The organism is Clostridium senegalense (genome assembly GCF_018916625.1).
GTDB classification, from domain to species: domain Bacteria; phylum Bacillota; class Clostridia; order Clostridiales; family Clostridiaceae; genus Clostridium_J; species Clostridium_J senegalense.
In genome coordinates this window covers 593,887-613,171 of the sequence record NZ_JAHLNC010000001.1, presented here as the reverse complement: position 1 = coordinate 613,171, position 19,285 = coordinate 593,887, and the positions used below count along the sequence as shown (strand labels likewise).

18 protein-coding genes are annotated in these 19,285 nt (G+C 27.0%); all 18 read left to right on the top strand.

Translation table 11 applies throughout. The features are described from left to right. Positions 1 to 66 precede the first annotated feature (66 nt). Entirely contained in the window at positions 67 to 834 is a 768-nt protein-coding gene (gene aroE / locus KQI36_RS03020; protein ID WP_216449560.1) for a shikimate dehydrogenase, read from the top strand. Between the two features lie 364 nt (positions 835 to 1,198). Beyond that, positions 1,199 to 2,452 (top strand): cell division protein FtsA, encoded by a 1,254-nt coding sequence (gene ftsA, locus KQI36_RS03015; RefSeq protein WP_010292884.1) that lies wholly within the window; start codon positions 1,199 to 1,201, stop codon positions 2,450 to 2,452. 15 nt (positions 2,453 to 2,467) lie between these two features. Then, a complete protein-coding gene (gene ftsZ, locus KQI36_RS03010; protein ID WP_216449559.1) occupies positions 2,468 to 3,607 on the top strand; it encodes a cell division protein FtsZ in 1,140 nt (379 codons plus the stop codon). A gap of 281 nt (positions 3,608 to 3,888) precedes the next feature. Further along, a complete protein-coding gene (locus tag KQI36_RS03005; RefSeq protein ID WP_216449558.1) occupies positions 3,889 to 4,677 on the top strand; it encodes a sigma-E processing peptidase SpoIIGA in 789 nt (262 codons plus the stop codon). A gap of 28 nt (positions 4,678 to 4,705) precedes the next feature. Next, a complete protein-coding gene (sigE, locus tag KQI36_RS03000) occupies positions 4,706 to 5,419 on the top strand; it encodes an RNA polymerase sporulation sigma factor SigE (RefSeq protein ID WP_042316041.1) in 714 nt (237 codons plus the stop codon). A gap of 76 nt (positions 5,420 to 5,495) precedes the next feature. Further along, positions 5,496 to 6,269: an RNA polymerase sporulation sigma factor SigG gene (gene sigG / locus KQI36_RS02995; protein WP_010292874.1), complete on the top strand. Its 774-nt coding sequence runs from the start codon at positions 5,496 to 5,498 to the stop codon at positions 6,267 to 6,269. A gap of 261 nt (positions 6,270 to 6,530) precedes the next feature. Then, complete coding sequence (locus KQI36_RS02990; protein ID WP_216449557.1) at positions 6,531 to 6,791, top strand: YlmC/YmxH family sporulation protein; 261 nt, start codon at positions 6,531 to 6,533, stop codon at positions 6,789 to 6,791. Between the two features lie 88 nt (positions 6,792 to 6,879). After that, positions 6,880 to 7,335, top strand: coding sequence for a transcriptional regulator NrdR (nrdR, locus tag KQI36_RS02985; protein WP_010292871.1), 456 nt, complete (start codon positions 6,880 to 6,882; stop codon positions 7,333 to 7,335). A gap of 119 nt (positions 7,336 to 7,454) precedes the next feature. Further along, entirely contained in the window at positions 7,455 to 8,174 is a 720-nt protein-coding gene (gene pgeF / locus KQI36_RS02980) for a peptidoglycan editing factor PgeF (RefSeq protein WP_216449556.1), read from the top strand. Between the two features lie 7 nt (positions 8,175 to 8,181). After that, entirely contained in the window at positions 8,182 to 8,886 is a 705-nt protein-coding gene (locus KQI36_RS02975) for a response regulator (protein ID WP_010292870.1), read from the top strand. Further along, positions 8,867 to 10,582, top strand: coding sequence for a HAMP domain-containing sensor histidine kinase (locus KQI36_RS02970; RefSeq protein WP_216449555.1), 1,716 nt, complete (start codon positions 8,867 to 8,869; stop codon positions 10,580 to 10,582). Before KQI36_RS02975 ends, KQI36_RS02970 begins: the two co-directional genes overlap by 20 nt. 439 nt (positions 10,583 to 11,021) lie before the next feature. Further along, positions 11,022 to 12,356 carry a DUF512 domain-containing protein gene (locus KQI36_RS02965; protein WP_216449554.1) on the top strand — a complete coding sequence of 445 codons (1,335 nt, stop codon included), beginning with the start codon at positions 11,022 to 11,024 and terminating at the stop codon, positions 12,354 to 12,356. Position 12,357: 1 nt separating this feature from the next. Then, the gene (gene der, locus KQI36_RS02960; protein WP_010292867.1) at positions 12,358 to 13,677 is read left to right on the top strand and encodes a ribosome biogenesis GTPase Der; all 1,320 of its coding nucleotides are present in this window, start codon (positions 12,358 to 12,360) and stop codon (positions 13,675 to 13,677) included. Between the two features lie 283 nt (positions 13,678 to 13,960). Further along, positions 13,961 to 14,965 carry an NAD(P)H-dependent glycerol-3-phosphate dehydrogenase gene (locus KQI36_RS02955; protein ID WP_216449553.1) on the top strand — a complete coding sequence of 335 codons (1,005 nt, stop codon included), beginning with the start codon at positions 13,961 to 13,963 and terminating at the stop codon, positions 14,963 to 14,965. A gap of 192 nt (positions 14,966 to 15,157) precedes the next feature. After that, on the top strand, positions 15,158 to 16,225 hold the full coding sequence (locus KQI36_RS02950; protein ID WP_216449552.1) for a TlpA disulfide reductase family protein: 1,068 nt from the start codon (positions 15,158 to 15,160) through the stop codon (positions 16,223 to 16,225). Positions 16,226 to 16,310: 85 nt separating this feature from the next. Continuing rightward, positions 16,311 to 16,445: a CD1871A family CXXC motif-containing protein gene (locus KQI36_RS17825; RefSeq protein ID WP_010292859.1), complete on the top strand. Its 135-nt coding sequence runs from the start codon at positions 16,311 to 16,313 to the stop codon at positions 16,443 to 16,445. After that, positions 16,438 to 17,298 carry a 4Fe-4S binding protein gene (locus KQI36_RS02945; protein WP_216449551.1) on the top strand — a complete coding sequence of 287 codons (861 nt, stop codon included), beginning with the start codon at positions 16,438 to 16,440 and terminating at the stop codon, positions 17,296 to 17,298. Before KQI36_RS17825 ends, KQI36_RS02945 begins: the two co-directional genes overlap by 8 nt. A 298-nt stretch (positions 17,299 to 17,596) precedes the next feature. Then, positions 17,597 to 19,072, top strand: coding sequence for a stage IV sporulation protein A (gene spoIVA / locus KQI36_RS02940; protein WP_216449550.1), 1,476 nt, complete (start codon positions 17,597 to 17,599; stop codon positions 19,070 to 19,072). Positions 19,073 to 19,285: the final 213 nt, after the last annotated feature.

Below are 19,285 nucleotides of genomic sequence, written 5' to 3'. Positions count from 1 at the left end.
TTTGCAAAACATATTTATAATAATATATAATTTATTTATATTATGTTATAGATAGGTGGCAAGGAAATGTATAGTGGATTGCTAGGAAAAAATATAAAATATAGTCTTTCTCCGTTAATTCATAATAAAAAGTATAAAGAAGATAGTATACCATTAGAATATAAAATTTTTGATGTAGATGAAAATAGTCTTGATATATTTGTTAATAAAGCTAAAAAAGATTTAATAGGTTTTAATGTAACTATTCCATATAAAGAGTCAATTATAAAATATTTAGATGGTATTGAATATCCAGCAAATAAGATAGGTGCAGTGAATACAGTAGTAAATGTAAATTCTAAACTAATTGGTTATAATACAGATTATTTTGGATTTATATTAAGCTTAGAAAAAGAAAATATTAAATTAAAAGGTAAAAATGCTTTAATTATAGGCAGTGGCGGAGCAGCCAAAGCAATTATTTATGCACTTAAAGATTTGAAAATAAAAACCATAGATATTGCACTTAGAAATGAACAAAGCATAAGAGAACATAAAGCTTATATTAGTAAAACTATAAATATACACGAAGAATTTGATTTAACAGAATACGATATAATTATAAATTGTACTCCAATTTCAGGTGCAAATCATCCAAATGAAACACCAATAAGTATAAAAAAATGTAATTCTAAAAAAATATTCTATGACTTAAACTATGAACCAAAAAATACGCTTTTTATGAAAGTTGGAGAAGAATATGGTTGTCGCGTATTAAATGGTTACAGTATGCTTTTGTATCAAGGATATAAAGCAATTGAAATATGGGAAAAATATTTGAAAGAGAACACATAATTAATGTGTTCTCTTTTAACATGAAAAAAATGTAAATTTCTAATTGAACTTATTATATATTAAGGATATAATTTTAAGTGTGATAAAGATTAAATATTCTTTAATTTTGGTGATTTTCCTTGGAAATATACTAAGTTTTTTAAATTAAAAATTTTATTCTATAATTAAGGATTAAAAACAAAAATTTAATTAATTAGTATTAAAGTGAAATATTGCATTTTACTTGTAAAGCAATTATACTGAAAATAGGATGTTTATATTTATATATAAACATTTTATAAAAAGTTAATTAAGATTAAAGGAAAAGAGGATTTCTTGTTGAATATGTACTTTTGAAGCTTCTCTTAAAAGGGGGGTAATTTAAGTGAACAATTACATAGTTGGAATAGACATTGGTGCATCAAAAATATGCGGTGTAGTTGGAAATTTAGATAGTGCAGGAAAGCTTCAAGTTCTAGGTGTAACTACAAGCAAATGTAATGGTGTGAAAAAATCTGGAGTTTCAGATTTTGAAAATACATCCAATGCAATCAAAGATGTAGTAACCCAGCTAGGAAATATTATCAATACTAATATACATGGTGTGTATATATCTATACCGGTATCTTTATGTGAAGTAATTGAAAAAAGAGAGATATTGACTTTATCTTCCCAAGATAGAGAGATAACCAGTGAAGATATTGAAAATCTAAAAGAGTTAATAAGACTAGAGGTTAAACAGTCTACCAATAAAGAAGTTCTAAAAATAAATCTTTTAGAATTTAAGATAAATGATGTTGGTAACATAAATAATCCTCTAGGGTTGTTAGGAAAAAATTTGGAGGTGGTTTCACAGGTAATAGTTGCATCTAAAGAAATTGTGAATCTTTATAAAAAACCGGTGGAAGACATAGGTATTAAAATTTTAGGATTTACAGTTGATTGTTTAGGTGTATGCAAAGATACATTAAGTGAAACTGATGTACAAGATGGAGTAGCAATTATAGATATTGGAGCAGAAACATCAGATGTTGTAATATATAAAAAAAATAAATTAGAATATGTTGCAAGCATTGGTCTAGGCGGAGATACTATAACGAATGATATAGCTATTTGTTTAAAGATTTCTAAAGATGATGCTGAAAGCTTAAAGATAAAAAGTGGACGTATTTATAAAGAAAACATCGATAATGGGGAAAAAATAAAGATTTATTCTTTAAAAGATGGACAAACTATAGAAATAGACTATGTTATGTTAGTGGAAGTAATTTATGAAAGAGTTAAAGAGATAATCAAGTTAATCAAAGAAGTTTTGGTTGATTCTGGATATTATAATCAAATTAAAACTGTTGTTTTATGTGGTGGAGGTGTTTCGCTTTATAGAGGAATAACTGATTTGATTGAAAAAGTGGTAGAAAAAGAATGTAGAGTAGTTACGCCTTCATATGTAGGAGTTGCAAATCCAATCTACACAATAGCAACAGGAATAATAAAGGAATTGTCTTTACAATTAAACAATGATATTGAAAAAGAAGCAGATAATAAAGTAGTAATTCAAAAAGATGAACAATTAAAGAAGAATAAGGATGACATTAAATTTTTATCCAAATTTAAAGCGTTTTTATCAGATTTTTTCTAATGAGGAGGTAGTATTGTGCTAGATTTTGATGTTCAAGACAGGGAGTTATGCAATATAAAGGTTATTGGATGTGGAGGCGGAGGAAACAACGCTGTAAATAGAATGATAGAGGAAGGCTTGAAAAATGTTGAGTTTATAGGAATTAACACTGATAAACAAGCGTTAGCATTATCAAGAGCTACAGAAAAGATACAATTAGGAGAAAAACTTACTAGAGGACTAGGAGCTGGTGCTAATCCAGAGATTGGAAGAAAAGCAGCAGAAGAAAGTAAGGAAGAAATAATTCAATTGCTAAAAGGTGCAGACATGGTGTTCATAACTGCCGGAATGGGTGGAGGAACAGGAACTGGTGCAGCTCCAGTTGTAGCAGAAATAGCAAAGTCTATGGGAATATTAACAGTTGGTGTTGTAACAAAGCCATTCTCATTTGAAGGCAGAAAAAGAATGTTACATGCAGAACAAGGTATTAAAGCTCTTAAGGAATCTGTAGATACATTAGTTACAATTCCAAATGAAAGACTTTTAACTATGGTAGATAAGAAAACTACTTTAGTTGATTCTTTTAGAAAAGCAGATGATGTTTTAAGACAAGGTGTTCAAGGTATATCTGACTTAATAACAATACCTGGAATAATTAATTTGGATTTTGCTGATATTAGTACAATAATGTTGGACAAAGGTCTTGCACACATGGGTGTTGGATATGGAAACGGCGATAATAGAGCGCAAGAAGCTACTAGAGAGGCTATATCTAGTCCTTTATTAGAAACATCAATTGTCGGAGCAACAGGTGTATTATTGAACATTACAGGTGGAGCAGATTTATCATTACTAGAGATAAATGAAGCAGCACAAATAGTTCAAGAAGAAGCAGATCCAGATGCTAATATTATATTTGGTGCAGTTATTGATGAAAGTTTAAATGACGAAATAAGAATTACTGTTATAGCAACAGGATTTGAATTAGATGAAGCATCAAAACCATCTCCAACTCAGCAGCAAGCAAATAGAACTGAAATACCATCTAGAGGGGTAATAAATAGTCAAATGCAGCCGCCACAACAACAAGAAGAAGAGGCTGCAGCTACAAAAACTGTAGAAGAACCAGAATTAGATTATTCAGTTCCAACTTGGCTAAGAAGAAGTGGAAGATAATATAAGAAAATAATATAAATGAGAAAAGAAGAAACTAAAGTTTCTTCTTTTTTTTATGCCTATATTAACAAAAGATTAATTATTTTTTATTCCCATATAAGTTTAAGAATTTACTATTTTTTTGATTATATTAAGAGACTTTGTATATATTGATAAAGGAAAAAGTGAAAATATTATGCAATTTGACGAAAAAGACAATTAATATAGAAAAATACAGTTGTGAGTTTTTACAAAATTTACCACTATGTATATGTATAATAAGTATAAAGGAGTGAGTAAATTTGGTTTTGTATTTAGATGAACTAATATTAGAAAACTTTTTAGTGAATTTATTTCTACTTCAAATAACATTTCGTACAATTAAAAAACGATGTACTTTGAAACGACAGATATTAGCTGCATTTTTAGGGAGTTTATATGTAATTGTCATAATATTTCCAGCACTGAGATTTTTAAATAATAAAATAACAAGCGTTTTAGTTGCATTTCTAATGATTTTAATTTGTACCAATAATAAAAAATTTTACTTGAAAGGAACTTTAATTTATATAGGATATTCTATGGTTTTAGCAGGAACTACATTTTATTTTTCCATAGGCAATAAAGGTATCAATAATTATATATTCAAATTTAATTACAAAAAATTAGCTTTATCAGTAATGGCTATTTATTTAATTATTGATAGATTAGTTTTTTATATAAAGGATAGAAAATTAATGCATCAGTATATATATGATGTAGATGTATTGATAAAAGAAAAAAATATAAAATTTAAAGGTTTTTTAGATACAGGAAATGAACTTAGGGAGCCTATAACCAATTTGCCAGTTATAGTAGTTCAAAAAAATATATTAGAGGGGGTAGATATAAAAGATTATATAAAATATTCAATAACCTATTCGGTGGTAAATGGTAATTTAGGAAAATTACAAGGGTTTAAGCCAGACAGTGTGATCATTAATGAAAATGGACAAAAAATAACTAAGGAAGTAATTTTAGCGTACTGTGATAATCAATTAAGCTACAGCAAAGATTATGGTGCATTATTGCCTAGGGGAATTTTAGTTTAATAGAGGAGGGGTATTTTTGAACTTAAAGATGTTTTTAAAAAGGATTGTTGAAAAGGTAAGTAGTTTTTTAGGTAAGTTTAAATTTTTTAAAAATAATATTTATTATATCGGGGGAAGTGATGCATTACCACCACCGCTTACCAAGGAAGAAGAAGAGGAATTGGTAAAACAATTAGTAGGTGGAGATGAAAATATAAGAGCGACTTTAATAGAAAGAAATTTGAGACTGGTTGTTTATATAGCAAGGAAATTTGAAAATACAGGAGTTAATGTTGAAGATCTAATTTCAGTTGGAACTATAGGGCTTATTAAAGCTGTAAATACTTTTGATCCAGAAAAAAAAATAAAGCTTGCTACATATGCATCTAGATGCATAGAGAATGAAATTTTAATGTATTTAAGAAGAAATAGTAAAATAAAGACAGAAATATCTTTTTATGAACCATTAAATATAGATTGGGATGGTAATGAATTATTGTTATCAGATATTTTAGGTACTGAAAATGATATTGTATATAATCTTATAGAAGATGAAGTGGATAAACAATTATTGTTATTGGCAATGGATAGATTAAATGATAGAGAAAAAGAAATTGTAGAATTAAGATTTGGATTAAATGGATGTAATGAAAAAACACAAAAGGAAGTTGCTGATATGCTAGGAATATCACAGTCTTATATATCTAGACTTGAAAAAAGAATAATAAAAAGATTAAAAAAAGAAATTAATAAAATGTTATAAGGTTTGTCCCGAGTATAAAAATTATTACATCAGGAAATAATTAAAATGCAATTACTCTGAAGGGAATGATGACCTTATGATAATAAACAAAGTAGAAATATGTGGAGTAAATACATCGAAATTGCCAGTATTAAAAGAAAAGGAGATGAGAGAACTACTTTTTAAAATGCAAAATGGAGATGATAGCTGTAGAGAAAAATTTATCAAAGGCAATTTAAGATTAGTTCTTAGTGTTATACAAAGATTTAATAACAGAGGTGAAAATGTAGATGATTTATTCCAAGTTGGGTGCATAGGTCTTATAAAAGCAATTGATAACTTTGACTTAAGTCAAAATGTAAAATTTTCTACTTATGCTGTGCCTATGATTATTGGAGAAATTAGGAGGTATTTAAGGGATAATAACTCAATTAGAGTTAGTAGATCCCTTAGAGATATTGCATACAAGGCACTCCAAGTTAGAGATAGACTAGTAAATAAAGATAATAAGGAACCGACAGTATCTCAAATAGCTAAAGAATTAGAGATACCTAAAGAAGAAGTGGTCTTTGCTTTAGATGCTATCCAAGATCCAGTTTCATTATTTGAACCGATTTATCATGATGGAGGAGATGCCATTTATGTTATGGATCAAGTAAGTGATAGTAAAAATTTAGATGATAGTTGGCTTGAAAATATATCTATAAAAGAAGCAATGAAGAAGTTGACTGATAGAGAAAAATTAATATTAAATTTAAGATTTTTTGATGGTAGAACTCAAATGGAAGTAGCAGATGAAATTGGAATATCTCAAGCTCAAGTATCAAGATTAGAAAAAACAGCATTAAAACATATGAGAAAATACGTTTAGAGCCTAAAAAGGCTCTATTTTTTTATAAAATGGAATATAAATTTTCTTATTAACATATAAATAGTACAAGCTAGTTAGTATAGATTTTAAATTATAAAATTTGTACATTACAAAACTTGGATATCTAAAATAGTGAAACATGCTCCAAATTACTTAGAATTTAATAATAAATAAAATTAGTGAATAAATTTAAACCTGAGTCTGTTTCTCTATAGAGGTTATTAATTTAAATAAAGCACTAAATAAAGGAGTGGGAGATAAATGGAAAATTCAATGTATGCTATAAATAGCTTGAAAATGATGGAGGTAATAGATATAAACACTGGAGCTAAACTAGGCTTTATAAAGGATTTGAGAATAAATTGTGATGAGTATAGAGTAACATCAATAGTACTTCCTACTCAAAAAACTGGATGGTTTATGAAGAATACTGATATAGAAATACCTTGGGAAAAGATAAGGAAAATAGGATTGGATGTAATATTAATTGATGGTGATGGAATAATAAGTTTGGATGAATAAAATAAATTTATAAAAATTTTATAGAAATTTATTTTAATATGTGTATAATAAGAATATAATAAATTCTTTAGGAAAGTAGTGAATTGATGTGAGATGTCCATTTTGTAGTAGCGAAGACAGTAAAGTTGTAGATTCTAGATCAACTGAGGATAATTTGGCTATAAGAAGAAGAAGAGAATGTCTTTCTTGTAATAAAAGGTATACTACATATGAAAAAATAGAAGAAATGCCTATATTAGTAATTAAAAGAGGCCAGCATAGGGAATTTTTTAATAGAGAAAAGTTAATAAGAGGTATAGTTACTGCTTGTCAAAAGAGACCAGTAACAAGGGCTATTATAGAAGATATAGCTAATGATATAGAGAAAAGTTTAAATAATAAAATGATGGTAGAAATAAAATCTGAAGAATTGGGAGAAATGGTTCTTGAAAAATTAAAGTATATAGATGAAGTTGCATATGTTAGATTTGCATCTGTATATAGGCAGTTTGATGATATAGATACTTTTATTCAGGAAATTGATAAATTAAGAAATTTAAAATAAAACACTATAATTTTTGTAGTGTTTTATTTTTATATATGGGAATCTAAATCCAATACGTAATTTGAATATATTTTATTTTAATATACTTTTATAGTTTTTAGAAAAAAGGGGAAGATAAAATGGAAATTAAAAATATGAATGGTTATGAATTCTTAGCTTTTCAAAATGACTGTGCAGAAATAATATTTTCCACTGCAAAACAAGGATTAAATTTAAATAAAAATTTAAATGTAGGTTTAGAAAATTTATATAAAGTAAAGAAATTTTTTAAGTTAGATAAATTAGAATACTTAAATCAAATTCATAGTGATATAATATATAGTTATAATGAAAAATCTATAAAAGAATTAGATGGAGATAGTATTATAACTAACAAAAAAAATATAGGAATAGGGATATTTACAGCTGATTGTGTTCCTGTTATTATTGTAGATAATAAAGAGAAAGTTATAGCTGCTATACATAGTGGGTGGAAAGGTACATATGAAAAAATAGTATTGAAAACTATAAATAAGATGATAAAAGATTATAATATAGATCCTAAAGATTTAAATGTATATATAGGACCACATAACAGATCATGTTGTTATGAAGTTAGTGAGGAGCTTATTGAAAAATTTAAAGAGGTAGATATTTATAAAAACATAAATATAAATCAAGGAAGATATTTAGATTTAGAAAAATGCATTTTTGCTCAATTGGATTTAATAGGAGTGAAAAAAGAAAATATAAATACAATTAAACTTTGTACTTATTGCTGTAAGAAGTATAAATTATACTCTTATAGAAAAATAGATGAGAGGGAGGGTAGGCTATTTTCATTTGTATATATGAAATAGCAATTTTATGGCGGAAAAAAAAATTTTAGTTGTTGATGATGAAGAACATATATTAGAACTTATAAAATTTAATTTAAAAAAGGAAGGTTGTAATGTAATTACAGCTAACACTGGTGATTTAGCATTGAAATATGTAAAAGAAAATCATCCAGACTTAATATTATTAGATCTTATGTTACCTGGAATTGATGGATTAGAGGTATGTAGGATTATTAGAAAAGATCCAGAAATTTGTGAAATACCTATAATAATGATAACGGCTAAAGGTGAAGAAATAGATAAAATATTAGGATTAGAATTAGGTGCAGATGATTATATTACTAAACCATTTTCAGTAAGAGAATTAGTTGCTAGAGTAAAAGCTATATTAAGACGAACAGGAAGCAAGAAGGATAACTCTAATTTTAAATTTGACAATATTACTATTAATTTTGATAAGCATGAAGTAAAAATAGATGGACAAAGAATTGAATTAACTCTTAAAGAATTTGAGTTGCTTGAAATTCTTATAAAAAATGAAGGTAAGGTAGTAACTAGAGAGGTGTTACTTGATAAAATTTGGGGTTATGAATATGTTGGAGAAACTAGAACAGTAGATGTTCATATAAGACACTTAAGACAGAAGATAGAGAAAGATGATAAAAATCCTAAATATATTCAAACTATAAGAGGAATAGGATATAGATTTAATTATGAAAAAAACGAAATCTAATGGATCTATGAAAAGAAAAATAACAGTTTTTATACTTGGAGCTATAGTTTCAGTATTAATATTAGTTACTATATTGTTTTTAAATGTTTTAGATTATCAGAGGCAGGAAAATGCAAAAGAAACTTTTAAAATATATGCCAATGCCATAAATGGATTAATAGAAAGAGATATAAGGGAAAAGGATAAGATAGATTTTATTAGAGAACTAGAAAATGAAGAAATAAGAGTAACAATTTTAAAAAATGATTTAACTTTAATTTATGATTCAGTAAAAGATAACAATTATGACAAAAAAGAAGAAGTTAATAGGGCTTATAAATATGGTGAAAGTTTTTTGATAAGAAGAAGTAATCATTTAAATTCAGACACAATATATTATGCTAAAAAATATGAAAATCATATAGTAAGGATATCAAGGTTAGATAAAATAGTGGAAAATGTTGATAAAGCATATATAGCATTATATGTAGCACTTGTAATTACAACATTGATTTTTTCCGTATGGATATCATCTAAACTTTCTTATGTAATAGCAAAACCTATAAGTGACCTTCAAAAGATAACATCAATGATTGCAGATGGAGAATTAGATAGAAGAGTAAAAATAACTACAAATGATGAAATTGGCAAGTTAGGGCAATGCTTTAATGGAATGGCTAATAAATTGGAATTCACGTTAAATGAAGTTAAAGAAAAACAAAATAGACTTTCAGCAATACTACAAAGTATGGATAGTGGATTAATTGCTATAGATATAAATAATAAAGTTATAATGCTCAATGCATATACTAAAAAAATATTTAATATAGACAGAGATGTTATAGGAGAAAACATAAATAATATATGTAAAGATTTTGACATGAATATGTTATTTGAAGATTTAGATAAAAATTATAAGGAAATAAAAATAGAAATTTCAAATGAGACATACCTTAGAGTGAGAACTGCTGAAATCATAAATAGAAGTCAACATATTGGAAAAGTTGCAGTAATACAAGATGTCACCGATGTAAAAAGGTTAGAAAATGTAAGAAGTGAATTTGTAGCCAATGTATCCCATGAATTAAAAACACCACTTACTTCTATAAAAGGATTTACAGAGACTTTGAAATATGTAGAAGATGAAGAAACAAGAAATAAATTTTTAGGAATTATAGAAGAAGAAAGTGATAGATTAACAACATTAATATCAGATATATTGATTTTATCAGATATAGAAAGACAGATAGATTTAAAATTAGAACAAGTAGATGTAAATGTTGTAATAGAGAATGTTTATGAACTTATGAAAAATTTTGCTCAAACAAAAAATATGAATTTAAATATGGAACTTAATCAATTAAATATAGTTGTGGCAGAAAAAGATAAACTAAAACAAATGATAATAAATTTAGTTGATAATGCAATAAAATATTCAGAGGGAAATAATGTGGTAATAAGAACTAAGAATGAAAAAAATGGATGCATAATTGAAGTAGAAGATGATGGAGTTGGAATAGCTAGTGAACATTTACCACGATTATTTGAAAGATTCTATCGTGTAGATAAGGACAGGTCAAGGTCTAGTGGAGGAACAGGATTAGGATTGGCTATAGTTAAACATATAGCATTAAAGTTTGATGCAAATATACAAGTTGAAAGTAATTTGGGGAAAGGTACCAAATTTCAAATATGGATACCTTATGAAAAAATGTGAAATATTTGAAAATAGTTATAAATTAGTGTACTATATTAATTATAAAGTGTTATTATAGAACACTAAAAATAATGATAATTATCTCCTAAATATAATTTATGTCTCAAAATAAGATTTAATTTTTATTTTGAGACTATTTTTTGTGATGTAGGTATTTGAAATCATATGTATAAATAAAAATAATATATGATAATTAAAGAAAAATAAGAATTTAAATATGAAAATAAATTTTTAATAATAAGATTTTAAAAATAATTTTATTATTTTATTAAAGTGGGTAAAATTAAAATATAATTATAAATAAATTTAAGATAAACATAATATTTAAAACACTATTTAAGAAAGTTTTAACTGTTAATGTATATTGACTAATAACAGTAATTAATATAATATAACATAATGTATACAGTATAAAAAAGTAGAAAAAGGAGGAATCTAAATGAAAAATATAATCTCAAAAGTTCTTCCTAATAGTATAGCTGAAGAAGTAGAAATTGAAACAGGTGATAAGCTTTTAAGTATCAATGGAAATGAAGTAAAAGATATTATAGATTACAAATTTCTAATTACTGATGAATACTTGGAAATAGAAGTTGAAAAACCAAATGGAGAAATTTGGGAATTTGAAATAGAAAAAGAATATGATGAAGATTTAGGTATAATATTTAAAGAAGCAATTTTGGATAAACCTATGAGTTGTCATAATAAATGCATATTTTGTTTTATAGATCAACTTCCAGAAGGAATGAGAGAAACTTTATATTTTAAAGATGATGATTCAAGACTATCTTTTTTACAAGGAAACTTTTTAACTTTAACTAATATGAAAGATGAAGATATAGATAGGATAATAAAATATAGAATTAGTCCTATAAATGTATCAGTACATACAACTAACCCGGAGCTTAGGGTTAAAATGTTAAACAATAGGTTTGCAGGAAATATTTACGACATATTAAAAAAACTTTCAGATGCTGACATAAAAATCAATACCCAAGTAGTTTGTTGCAAAGGAATTAATGATAAAGAAGAGCTTGTAAAAACAATAGAAGATTTATATAATTTGTATCCGAGTGTACAGAATTTAGCAGTGGTTCCTTTAGGTGTGACTAAGTTTAGAAAAAATCTTAAAGAATTAGAGCTTTTTGATAAAAGCAGTTCTAAGGAATTAATAAAACATGTATCACAGTTACAAAGTAAATATGTAAAATTAAGTGGAGATCCTTTTGTAAGACTGTCAGATGAATTTTATGTTATGGCAGAGGAAGATATTCCAAGTAATGAGCATTATGGATCTTATGAACAATTAGAAGATGGAATTGGTATGATAAGAATGCTAAGGGAAACTATATCAAATACAATAGGTAACCTTGATTTGAATATATCAGGAAATATTTCTATGATTACAGGTGTTTCAGCTGAAAAATTTATAAAAGAGGCAGCAAAAGAAATTATGGATGCTAATCCTAAAATAAAAATAAATGTGATAGCTGTTGAAAATCAATATTTTGGGAAAACTATTACAGTAGCTGGACTATTGACAGGTAAGGATATAATAAATACTGTAAAAGAACATGATTTAGGCAATTACTTAATAATGCCTAATAATATGTTAAAAAGAGGATATGAATTAGGTGAAGAAAAAGAAGGATTACTTTTAGATGACTATAAAGTTTCTGATTTAGAAAAAATCTTAAAAAGAAAAATACTAATTTGTGATTATGCTGGGGATGATTTAATAAGCATAATAAACAAAAATTTGGAGGAGGATTAAGATGGGAAAACCAATAGTTGCAATAGTTGGAAGACCAAACGTAGGTAAATCTACGTTATTTAATAAGTTGGCTGGAAAAAGAATTGCTATAGTTCAAGATACACCAGGAGTTACTAGAGATAGAATATATGCTGAGGCTGAATGGCTAAATCATAATTTTACAATTATTGATACAGGCGGAATTGAGCCTACTAATGAAGATATAATAATGAGTCAAATGAGAAGACAGGCAAACATAGCTATAGAAACTGCGGATGTAATAGTGTTTATAGTTGACGGAAAAGCTGGGCTTCATCCATCAGATCATGAAGTAGCTCAAATGTTAAGAAAAAGTAAGAAGCCTATAGTATTAGTTGTAAATAAGGTAGATAGAATAGAACAAGAAGATAATGCATATGAGTTCTATAACTTAGGTATTGGAAATCCAGTAACAATATCAGCATCACAAGGATTAGGTCTTGGTGATATGTTAGATGAAGTAGTTAAACACTTTAACTATGATGATGCAAATGAAGAAGAAGAAGAAGATATAAAAATAGCTATGATAGGAAAACCTAATGTAGGTAAATCTTCTTTAATTAATAAAATAATAGGTGAAGATAGAAATATAGTAAGTAATATTCCAGGAACTACTAGAGATGCAATTGATAGTAAAGTAGAAACTAATGAAGGTAAATTTACTTTAATAGATACAGCTGGATTAAGAAGAAAGAGTAAGGTTAAAGAGGAGATTGAAAGATATAGTGTTGTAAGAACTCTTACTGCAATAGAGAGAGCAGATGTTTGTATTTTAATGATAGATGCAACAGAAGGTTTAAGTGATCAAGATGAAAAGATAGTTGGATATGCTCATGAATTAAATAAAGCAATAATGGTTATAGTTAACAAATGGGATTTGATTGAAAAAGATGATAAAACTATGAAAGAATTCCAAAATAATATTGCTAAGGGATTATCATTTATGAATTATGCTCCGTATCTATTTATATCAGCTAAAACAGGTCAAAGAGTTAATAAAGTATTGCAAATGGCTAAAGAGTGTTATGATAGCTATAGCAAGAGGGTAGCAACTGGAGTGTTAAATGATGTTATAAGTAGAGCGGTACTTATGAAAGAACCTCCAATAGTAGCATTAAGAAGACTGAAAATATTTTATGCAACTCAAGTTGGAACGAAACCTCCAACATTTATATTCTTTGTGAATGACCCTAACTTATTACATTTCTCTTATGAAAGGTATTTAGAAAATCAATTAAGAGAGAATTTTGAGTTTAAAGGTACAGGTATAAAATTAATATTTAGACAAAGAAAAGAAGATTAAGCATATTAAAATAAATAAGAGGTCAAAGATTCAAAATACATTTGTCACGAAACAAGAACATGAAATTCAGTCATAGTAGGGTTATGTATGGATTTTGTCAACGAAGTATTGGTGACGAATAGGTGAGAACACATATTTATTATTTATTTGATTATGCCATAATATAAGAACTGTGATTTGAAATCACAGTTCTTAGTGTATCATGAGAAAATTATATTTGTAAAAAAATAGAATTTGTATATAATTACTATATAGGTATTAAGAATAATGGGAGGTGTTTTATTTGGAAAAGGTATCTATATTAGGAGCTGGAAGTTTTGGAAGTGCACTAGGTGTTATGTTAGCGAAAAAAGGTGTAGAAGTTTCTATATGGGCTCATAAAAAAGAGACAATTGAAGATATAAATAAAAAAAGAGAAAATATAAAATATTTACCCAATGTTACAATTCCAAGCAATATAATTGGATATAATGATATGGAAGGTGCTGTCAAAGATAGTAGTATAATAGTTTTGGCTGTTCCATCTCATGCTATAAGAAATATAAGTAAACAGTTATCTACTGTTGTAAATAAAAATCAAATAATTGTTACCGTTGCTAAGGGCTTAGAAAATGGTACTTTGAAAAGAATGTCTGAAATAATAGAGGAAGAGATTAAAGATGCAGCTGTAGTAGTTTTATCAGGTCCATCTCATGCTGAAGAAGTTGCAGTGGATATACCAACTACAGTTGTAGTTTCATCATTGAATATGGATGCAGCTGAAAAGGTACAGGATGTTTTTATGTCTAGCAAATTTAGAGTTTATACTAATGATGATTTAATTGGTGTAGAAATTGGAGGAGCTTGCAAAAATATTATAGCATTAGCAGCAGGTATATCAGATGGTATAGGGTATGGTGATAATGCTAAAGCAGCATTGATGACTAGAGGAATGCATGAAATAATGAAAATAGGAATAAAACTTGGAGGGAAGCCAGAAACATTTAATGGGCTTACAGGTTTTGGAGATCTTATAGTTACTTGTACAAGTGTCCATAGTAGAAATAGGAGAGCTGGAATATTAATCGGTAAAGGTATGTCTATGGATGAAGCAGTTGAAAATGTTGGTATGGTTGTTGAAGGGATAAAAGCTTGTAAAGCATTTTATGAGTTAAAGGAAAAAGAAAATATTACTATGCCAATAACAGATGTTTTATATAAAGTTTTATTTGAAAATAAAGATCCTAAATATGGAGTTTATGAGCTTATGTCAAGAAATAAAAAGAGGGAAAACGGCATATACGAATAATGGCAAAATAAAATTTAAAATTAATACATTATATGGAAAGCACTTTAAAAGTATTAAAACTTTTAAGGTGTTTTTTTTATAGTTAATATTTTTAAGGTTTATTTAAGGCTTGTTTTATTTTTATGTAAGTTAGCATCAATATAATTTAAGATGTAAATTAAAAACAATATAAGTTTTAGGAGATGTTAAACTATGAAAAAGAAAATGATAATTTTATTAATAGCAACTATTATACCATTAGGAATGATAGGATGTGGTAATAGCGTAAAAAATAATTCAAATAAAAGTCAAGTAGAACAAAAAGAAGATAACGAATTTAAAATTAGCGAGTTAGGTGTATCTTTTAAAAAACCAAAAGACTTTAATGAAAGAATAGAGGGAAAAGGTGTAGTTGATTTTTTAGGAGTAGGTAATGATGGACAGGGTACCTATGGAAAACTTATAGGAAATTATATAAGTGATAATGCTTTTAAAAAGCTTGGAGAATTAGGAGAAAAATCAAATGGTGAAAATTTAGATGAAGAATATATGAAATTATTTGAGGAAAGTTTTAAACCATTATTTGAAATTGTAGGAATAGAGAAAGATAAAGCTAAAGAAAACACTCTAAAAGATATAGAGGAAAAATATAAAAATAGTGTAAAAGTAGGAGCTCAAGATGGTATAGAATACTACTTAGTTTATGGAGCTAAGGATGAATATCTAAAAGGTTTAAGTGATGCAGAGAAAAAAGAGTATAATACTTATTTAGAAGAGGCAGAAAATATAAAAAATAATATAAAGATTATAGATATTATTACACCTAAAGATGAAGTTAATAAAATTAAAGGTAATAATAAAATAGAATTTGATACAAAGGATACCAATGGAAACAAGGTAGATTCTAAATTATTCTCACAACATAAAATAACAGTTGTAAATATATGGGGAACTGAATGCGGACCTTGTGTAGCAGAAATGCCAGTTTTTGAAGATCTATATAATGAGTATAAAGATAAGGGTGTTAATATTTTAGGTATAGTAAATGATGCTAAAGATGATGAAACAGCTAAGAGAGCTAAAGATATATTAGCCAAAAAAGCAGTTACATATGTCAATATAATTCCTGATGATAGTTTAAAAAATGGAGTTTTAAAAGATATAGTGGGAACTCCTACAACTATTTTAGTTGATAATGAAGGGAAAATAGTTGGTGAACCAATAATTGGTGGTAAAGAAAAAGATGAGTATAAAAAAATTATAGATGAATTTTTAAAATAATAACTAAATTAAGGTAACAGTTGTTGCCTTAATTTAAAAATGTATAATATTAAATTCTATTTAAAATTAAGGTGTGGTGATTAAAGTGAAAAAGTTTATAACATATTGTACTTTATTTATGGCTATAGGATTTATTTTATTTGGAATTTATAGAGGCGAAGTTAGTATCGTTCTTCAAAAAGCTATAAATATATGTTTGGAGTGTATAGGTATTGGATAAGAGAAGAATTACACAAGTAATTTCAGCTATGGTTAGTAATGGATATTTTAAAGGTTTTTTTGAAGGTCATATATATAAGGGAAATTTAAAGAAGACTTGTGTTCCAGGTTTAAATTGTTATTCATGTCCAGGGTCCTTAGGATCATGCCCTATAGGGTCACTACAGGCTACTATAGGATCGTTGAAGTATAATATGGCGTATTATACTATTGGTTTGATAACTCTGTTTGGAGTCATATTTGGAAGGCTTATTTGTGGGTTCATATGTCCATTTGGATTAATACAAGATTTGTTATATAAAATACCATCTAAAAAGATTAATGTCAATAAAAAAGTTAATGGTGTTTTGAAATACTTAAAGTATATAATATTAGTAGTGTTTGTAATAATTATGCCTATGTTTTTAGTTGATGATGTAGGTATAGGAAGTCCTTACTTTTGTAAACTTATATGTCCAGCAGGAACATTAGAGGCTGGTATACCACTAACTATAATGAATGTATCATTAAGAGGAACTATAGGATTTTTGTTTAAATGGAAAATATTTATACTAATTATAACCATACTTTTATCTATAGTTGTATATAGACCATTTTGTAGATATATTTGTCCATTAGGAGCAATATATTCATTGTTTAATCCTATAAGTTTTTATAAGTTGAATATTAATAAAGATAAGTGTACAATGTGTAAAAAATGTATGAGAAAGTGCAAATTAAATATAGAAGTATATAAAAATCCTAATAGTTTAGAATGTATAAGATGTGGAGAATGTGCTAAGGCATGTAGTAAAGGAGCTATAACTAAAGGGTTTGATTTACCTTTAATAAAAAATAACCATAAAAGAGAGTAGCTCTTTTATGGTTATTTTATTCTGATTTTAATTATATATGTATAGAATATAGGATGAATTAAAAGTTATAAATTTTAAAATTTGGACACCGAAAATATAAAGCATAATCTAAAGTGCTTATAACTAAATACTACCTTTTGTATAAAAATATTTTAAAGTTATTGAAAAAAATTAAATGAGAGCTGATTTTCTTACATTAATAAATATTGATTAAAAGTAATTTTCATCAAAATGGTATATTAGTTTTATTTTTCTAATATATATATAGTGTCAATATTAAGTTGTGGGAGGGTGAAACTTGGAAAATTTTAATATATACAATGATATAGCCGAAAGAACACAAGGGGATATATATGTTGGGGTAGTAGGACCAGTTAGGACTGGAAAGTCAACTTTCATAAAGAGATTTATGGAAATGATGGTTATACCTAACATAGAAAATGAACATAAGAAAGAAAGAGCAAAGGATGAATTACCACAAAGTGGTTCAGGAAAATCTATTCATACGACAGAACCTAAGTTTGTACCTAATGAGGCAATAGAAATCAAATTGGAGAATGGAGCTTTATTTAAGGTTAGGATGGTAGACTGTGTTGGGTATATAGTTAAAAATGCATTGGGATATAATGAAGAACAAGGTCCTAAAATGGTAAATACACCTTGGTTTGATTATGAAATTCCTTTTGAGGAAGCAGCAGAAATAGGTACTAAAAAGGTAATAAATGATCATTCAACAATAGGCATAGTTATGACTACAGATGGTTCTATTGCAGGATTAGATAGAGAAGAGTATGTTGAAGCTGAAGAAAGAGTTATATCTGAATTAAAATCTATAAATAAACCTTTTATAATATTATGTAATTGCAAAGATGTAAACACAGAGGAAAGTAAAAATCTGCGTAAAGAAATGGAAGAAAAATATGATATTCCAGTGCAATTAGTAAATGTTATGGAGTTGGATAAAGAGGGTGTATCAGACATATTCAGCAATGTACTTAAAGAATTCCCAGTTAAAGAAATTAACATAGACATGCCACAATGGATAGAAGAATTAGATAGTAAACATTGGTTGAAAGTTAATATAATGAGTGCTTTAAAGGACATGAGTGGAGAAATAACAAAAGTTAGAGATATTACAAAAATTTTAGAAAGTCTTGATGGATTAGATAATTTATCTGCAATAAAAATCAAAGAAATGAAAATGGGAGATGGAACTTCAAGGCTAGATATACTACCTAAAAAAGAATTGTTTTATAAAATTTTAGGTGAAACTTGTAGCATAGATATAGAAAATGAAAGTCAATTATTGAAAATGATGGAAAGTTTCTATAAGGCTAAAGTTGAATACGATAAAGTGAAAGATGCGCTAATTGATGTTAACAATACAGGATACGGATTAGTAGCTCCGCAGTTATCAGAAATGAAGTTAGAGGTTCCAGAACTTATAAATAGTGGAGCTCGAAAGGGTATAAAATTAAAAGCTTCAGCGCCTTCTTTGCATATTATAAGGGCAGATGTGGAAACAGAAGTTCCTATAGTTGGTACTGAAAAACAAAGTGAAGATTTTTATAAGGCAATTTTAGATCAATTCGAGAATGACCCATCCCAAATATGGCAAAGTAATATGTTTGGAAAGCCATTAGAGGAAATAGTTAAGGAGGGTCTTCAAAGTAAATTATATAAAATGCCGGATGATGTTCAAAATAAATTGCAACGAACTCTTCAAAAAATTATAAATGAAGGAAGTGGAGGGTTAATCTGCATAATATTGTAATAAAAAAATAAATGTATAAATTGGTATAAATGGAGTGAATTTAAAAATCACTCCATTTTAAATTTTGCAATAATAGCACATTGTTGCAAGAAAAAAGTCATAAATATTAGTGAAATTGGCTTAAATTCTTATGAGAATGTAATTAAAAGAATAAATTGAAATAATTATTGAGAAAAAAATGAATAGCAACTATTAATAGTATAAAAATTTAAA

What these genes read in the sequence shown, in the direction of transcription:
- sigG (WP_010292874.1), top strand. Translation starts at nt 5,496, where the DNA reads ATGATAATAAACAAAGTAGAAATATGTGGAGTAAATACATCGAAATTG.
- aroE (WP_216449560.1), top strand. Translation starts at nt 67, where the DNA reads ATGTATAGTGGATTGCTAGGAAAAAATATAAAATATAGTCTTTCTCCG.
- KQI36_RS02970 (WP_216449555.1), top strand. Translation starts at nt 8,867, where the DNA reads ATGAAAAAAACGAAATCTAATGGATCTATGAAAAGAAAAATAACAGTT.
- KQI36_RS02990 (WP_216449557.1), top strand. Translation starts at nt 6,531, where the DNA reads ATGGAAAATTCAATGTATGCTATAAATAGCTTGAAAATGATGGAGGTA.
- sigE (WP_042316041.1), top strand. Translation starts at nt 4,706, where the DNA reads ATGTTTTTAAAAAGGATTGTTGAAAAGGTAAGTAGTTTTTTAGGTAAG.
- pgeF (WP_216449556.1), top strand. Translation starts at nt 7,455, where the DNA reads ATGGAAATTAAAAATATGAATGGTTATGAATTCTTAGCTTTTCAAAAT.
- der (WP_010292867.1), top strand. Translation starts at nt 12,358, where the DNA reads ATGGGAAAACCAATAGTTGCAATAGTTGGAAGACCAAACGTAGGTAAA.
- KQI36_RS02965 (WP_216449554.1), top strand. Translation starts at nt 11,022, where the DNA reads ATGAAAAATATAATCTCAAAAGTTCTTCCTAATAGTATAGCTGAAGAA.
- KQI36_RS02975 (WP_010292870.1), top strand. Translation starts at nt 8,182, where the DNA reads ATGGCGGAAAAAAAAATTTTAGTTGTTGATGATGAAGAACATATATTA.
- KQI36_RS02950 (WP_216449552.1), top strand. Translation starts at nt 15,158, where the DNA reads ATGAAAAAGAAAATGATAATTTTATTAATAGCAACTATTATACCATTA.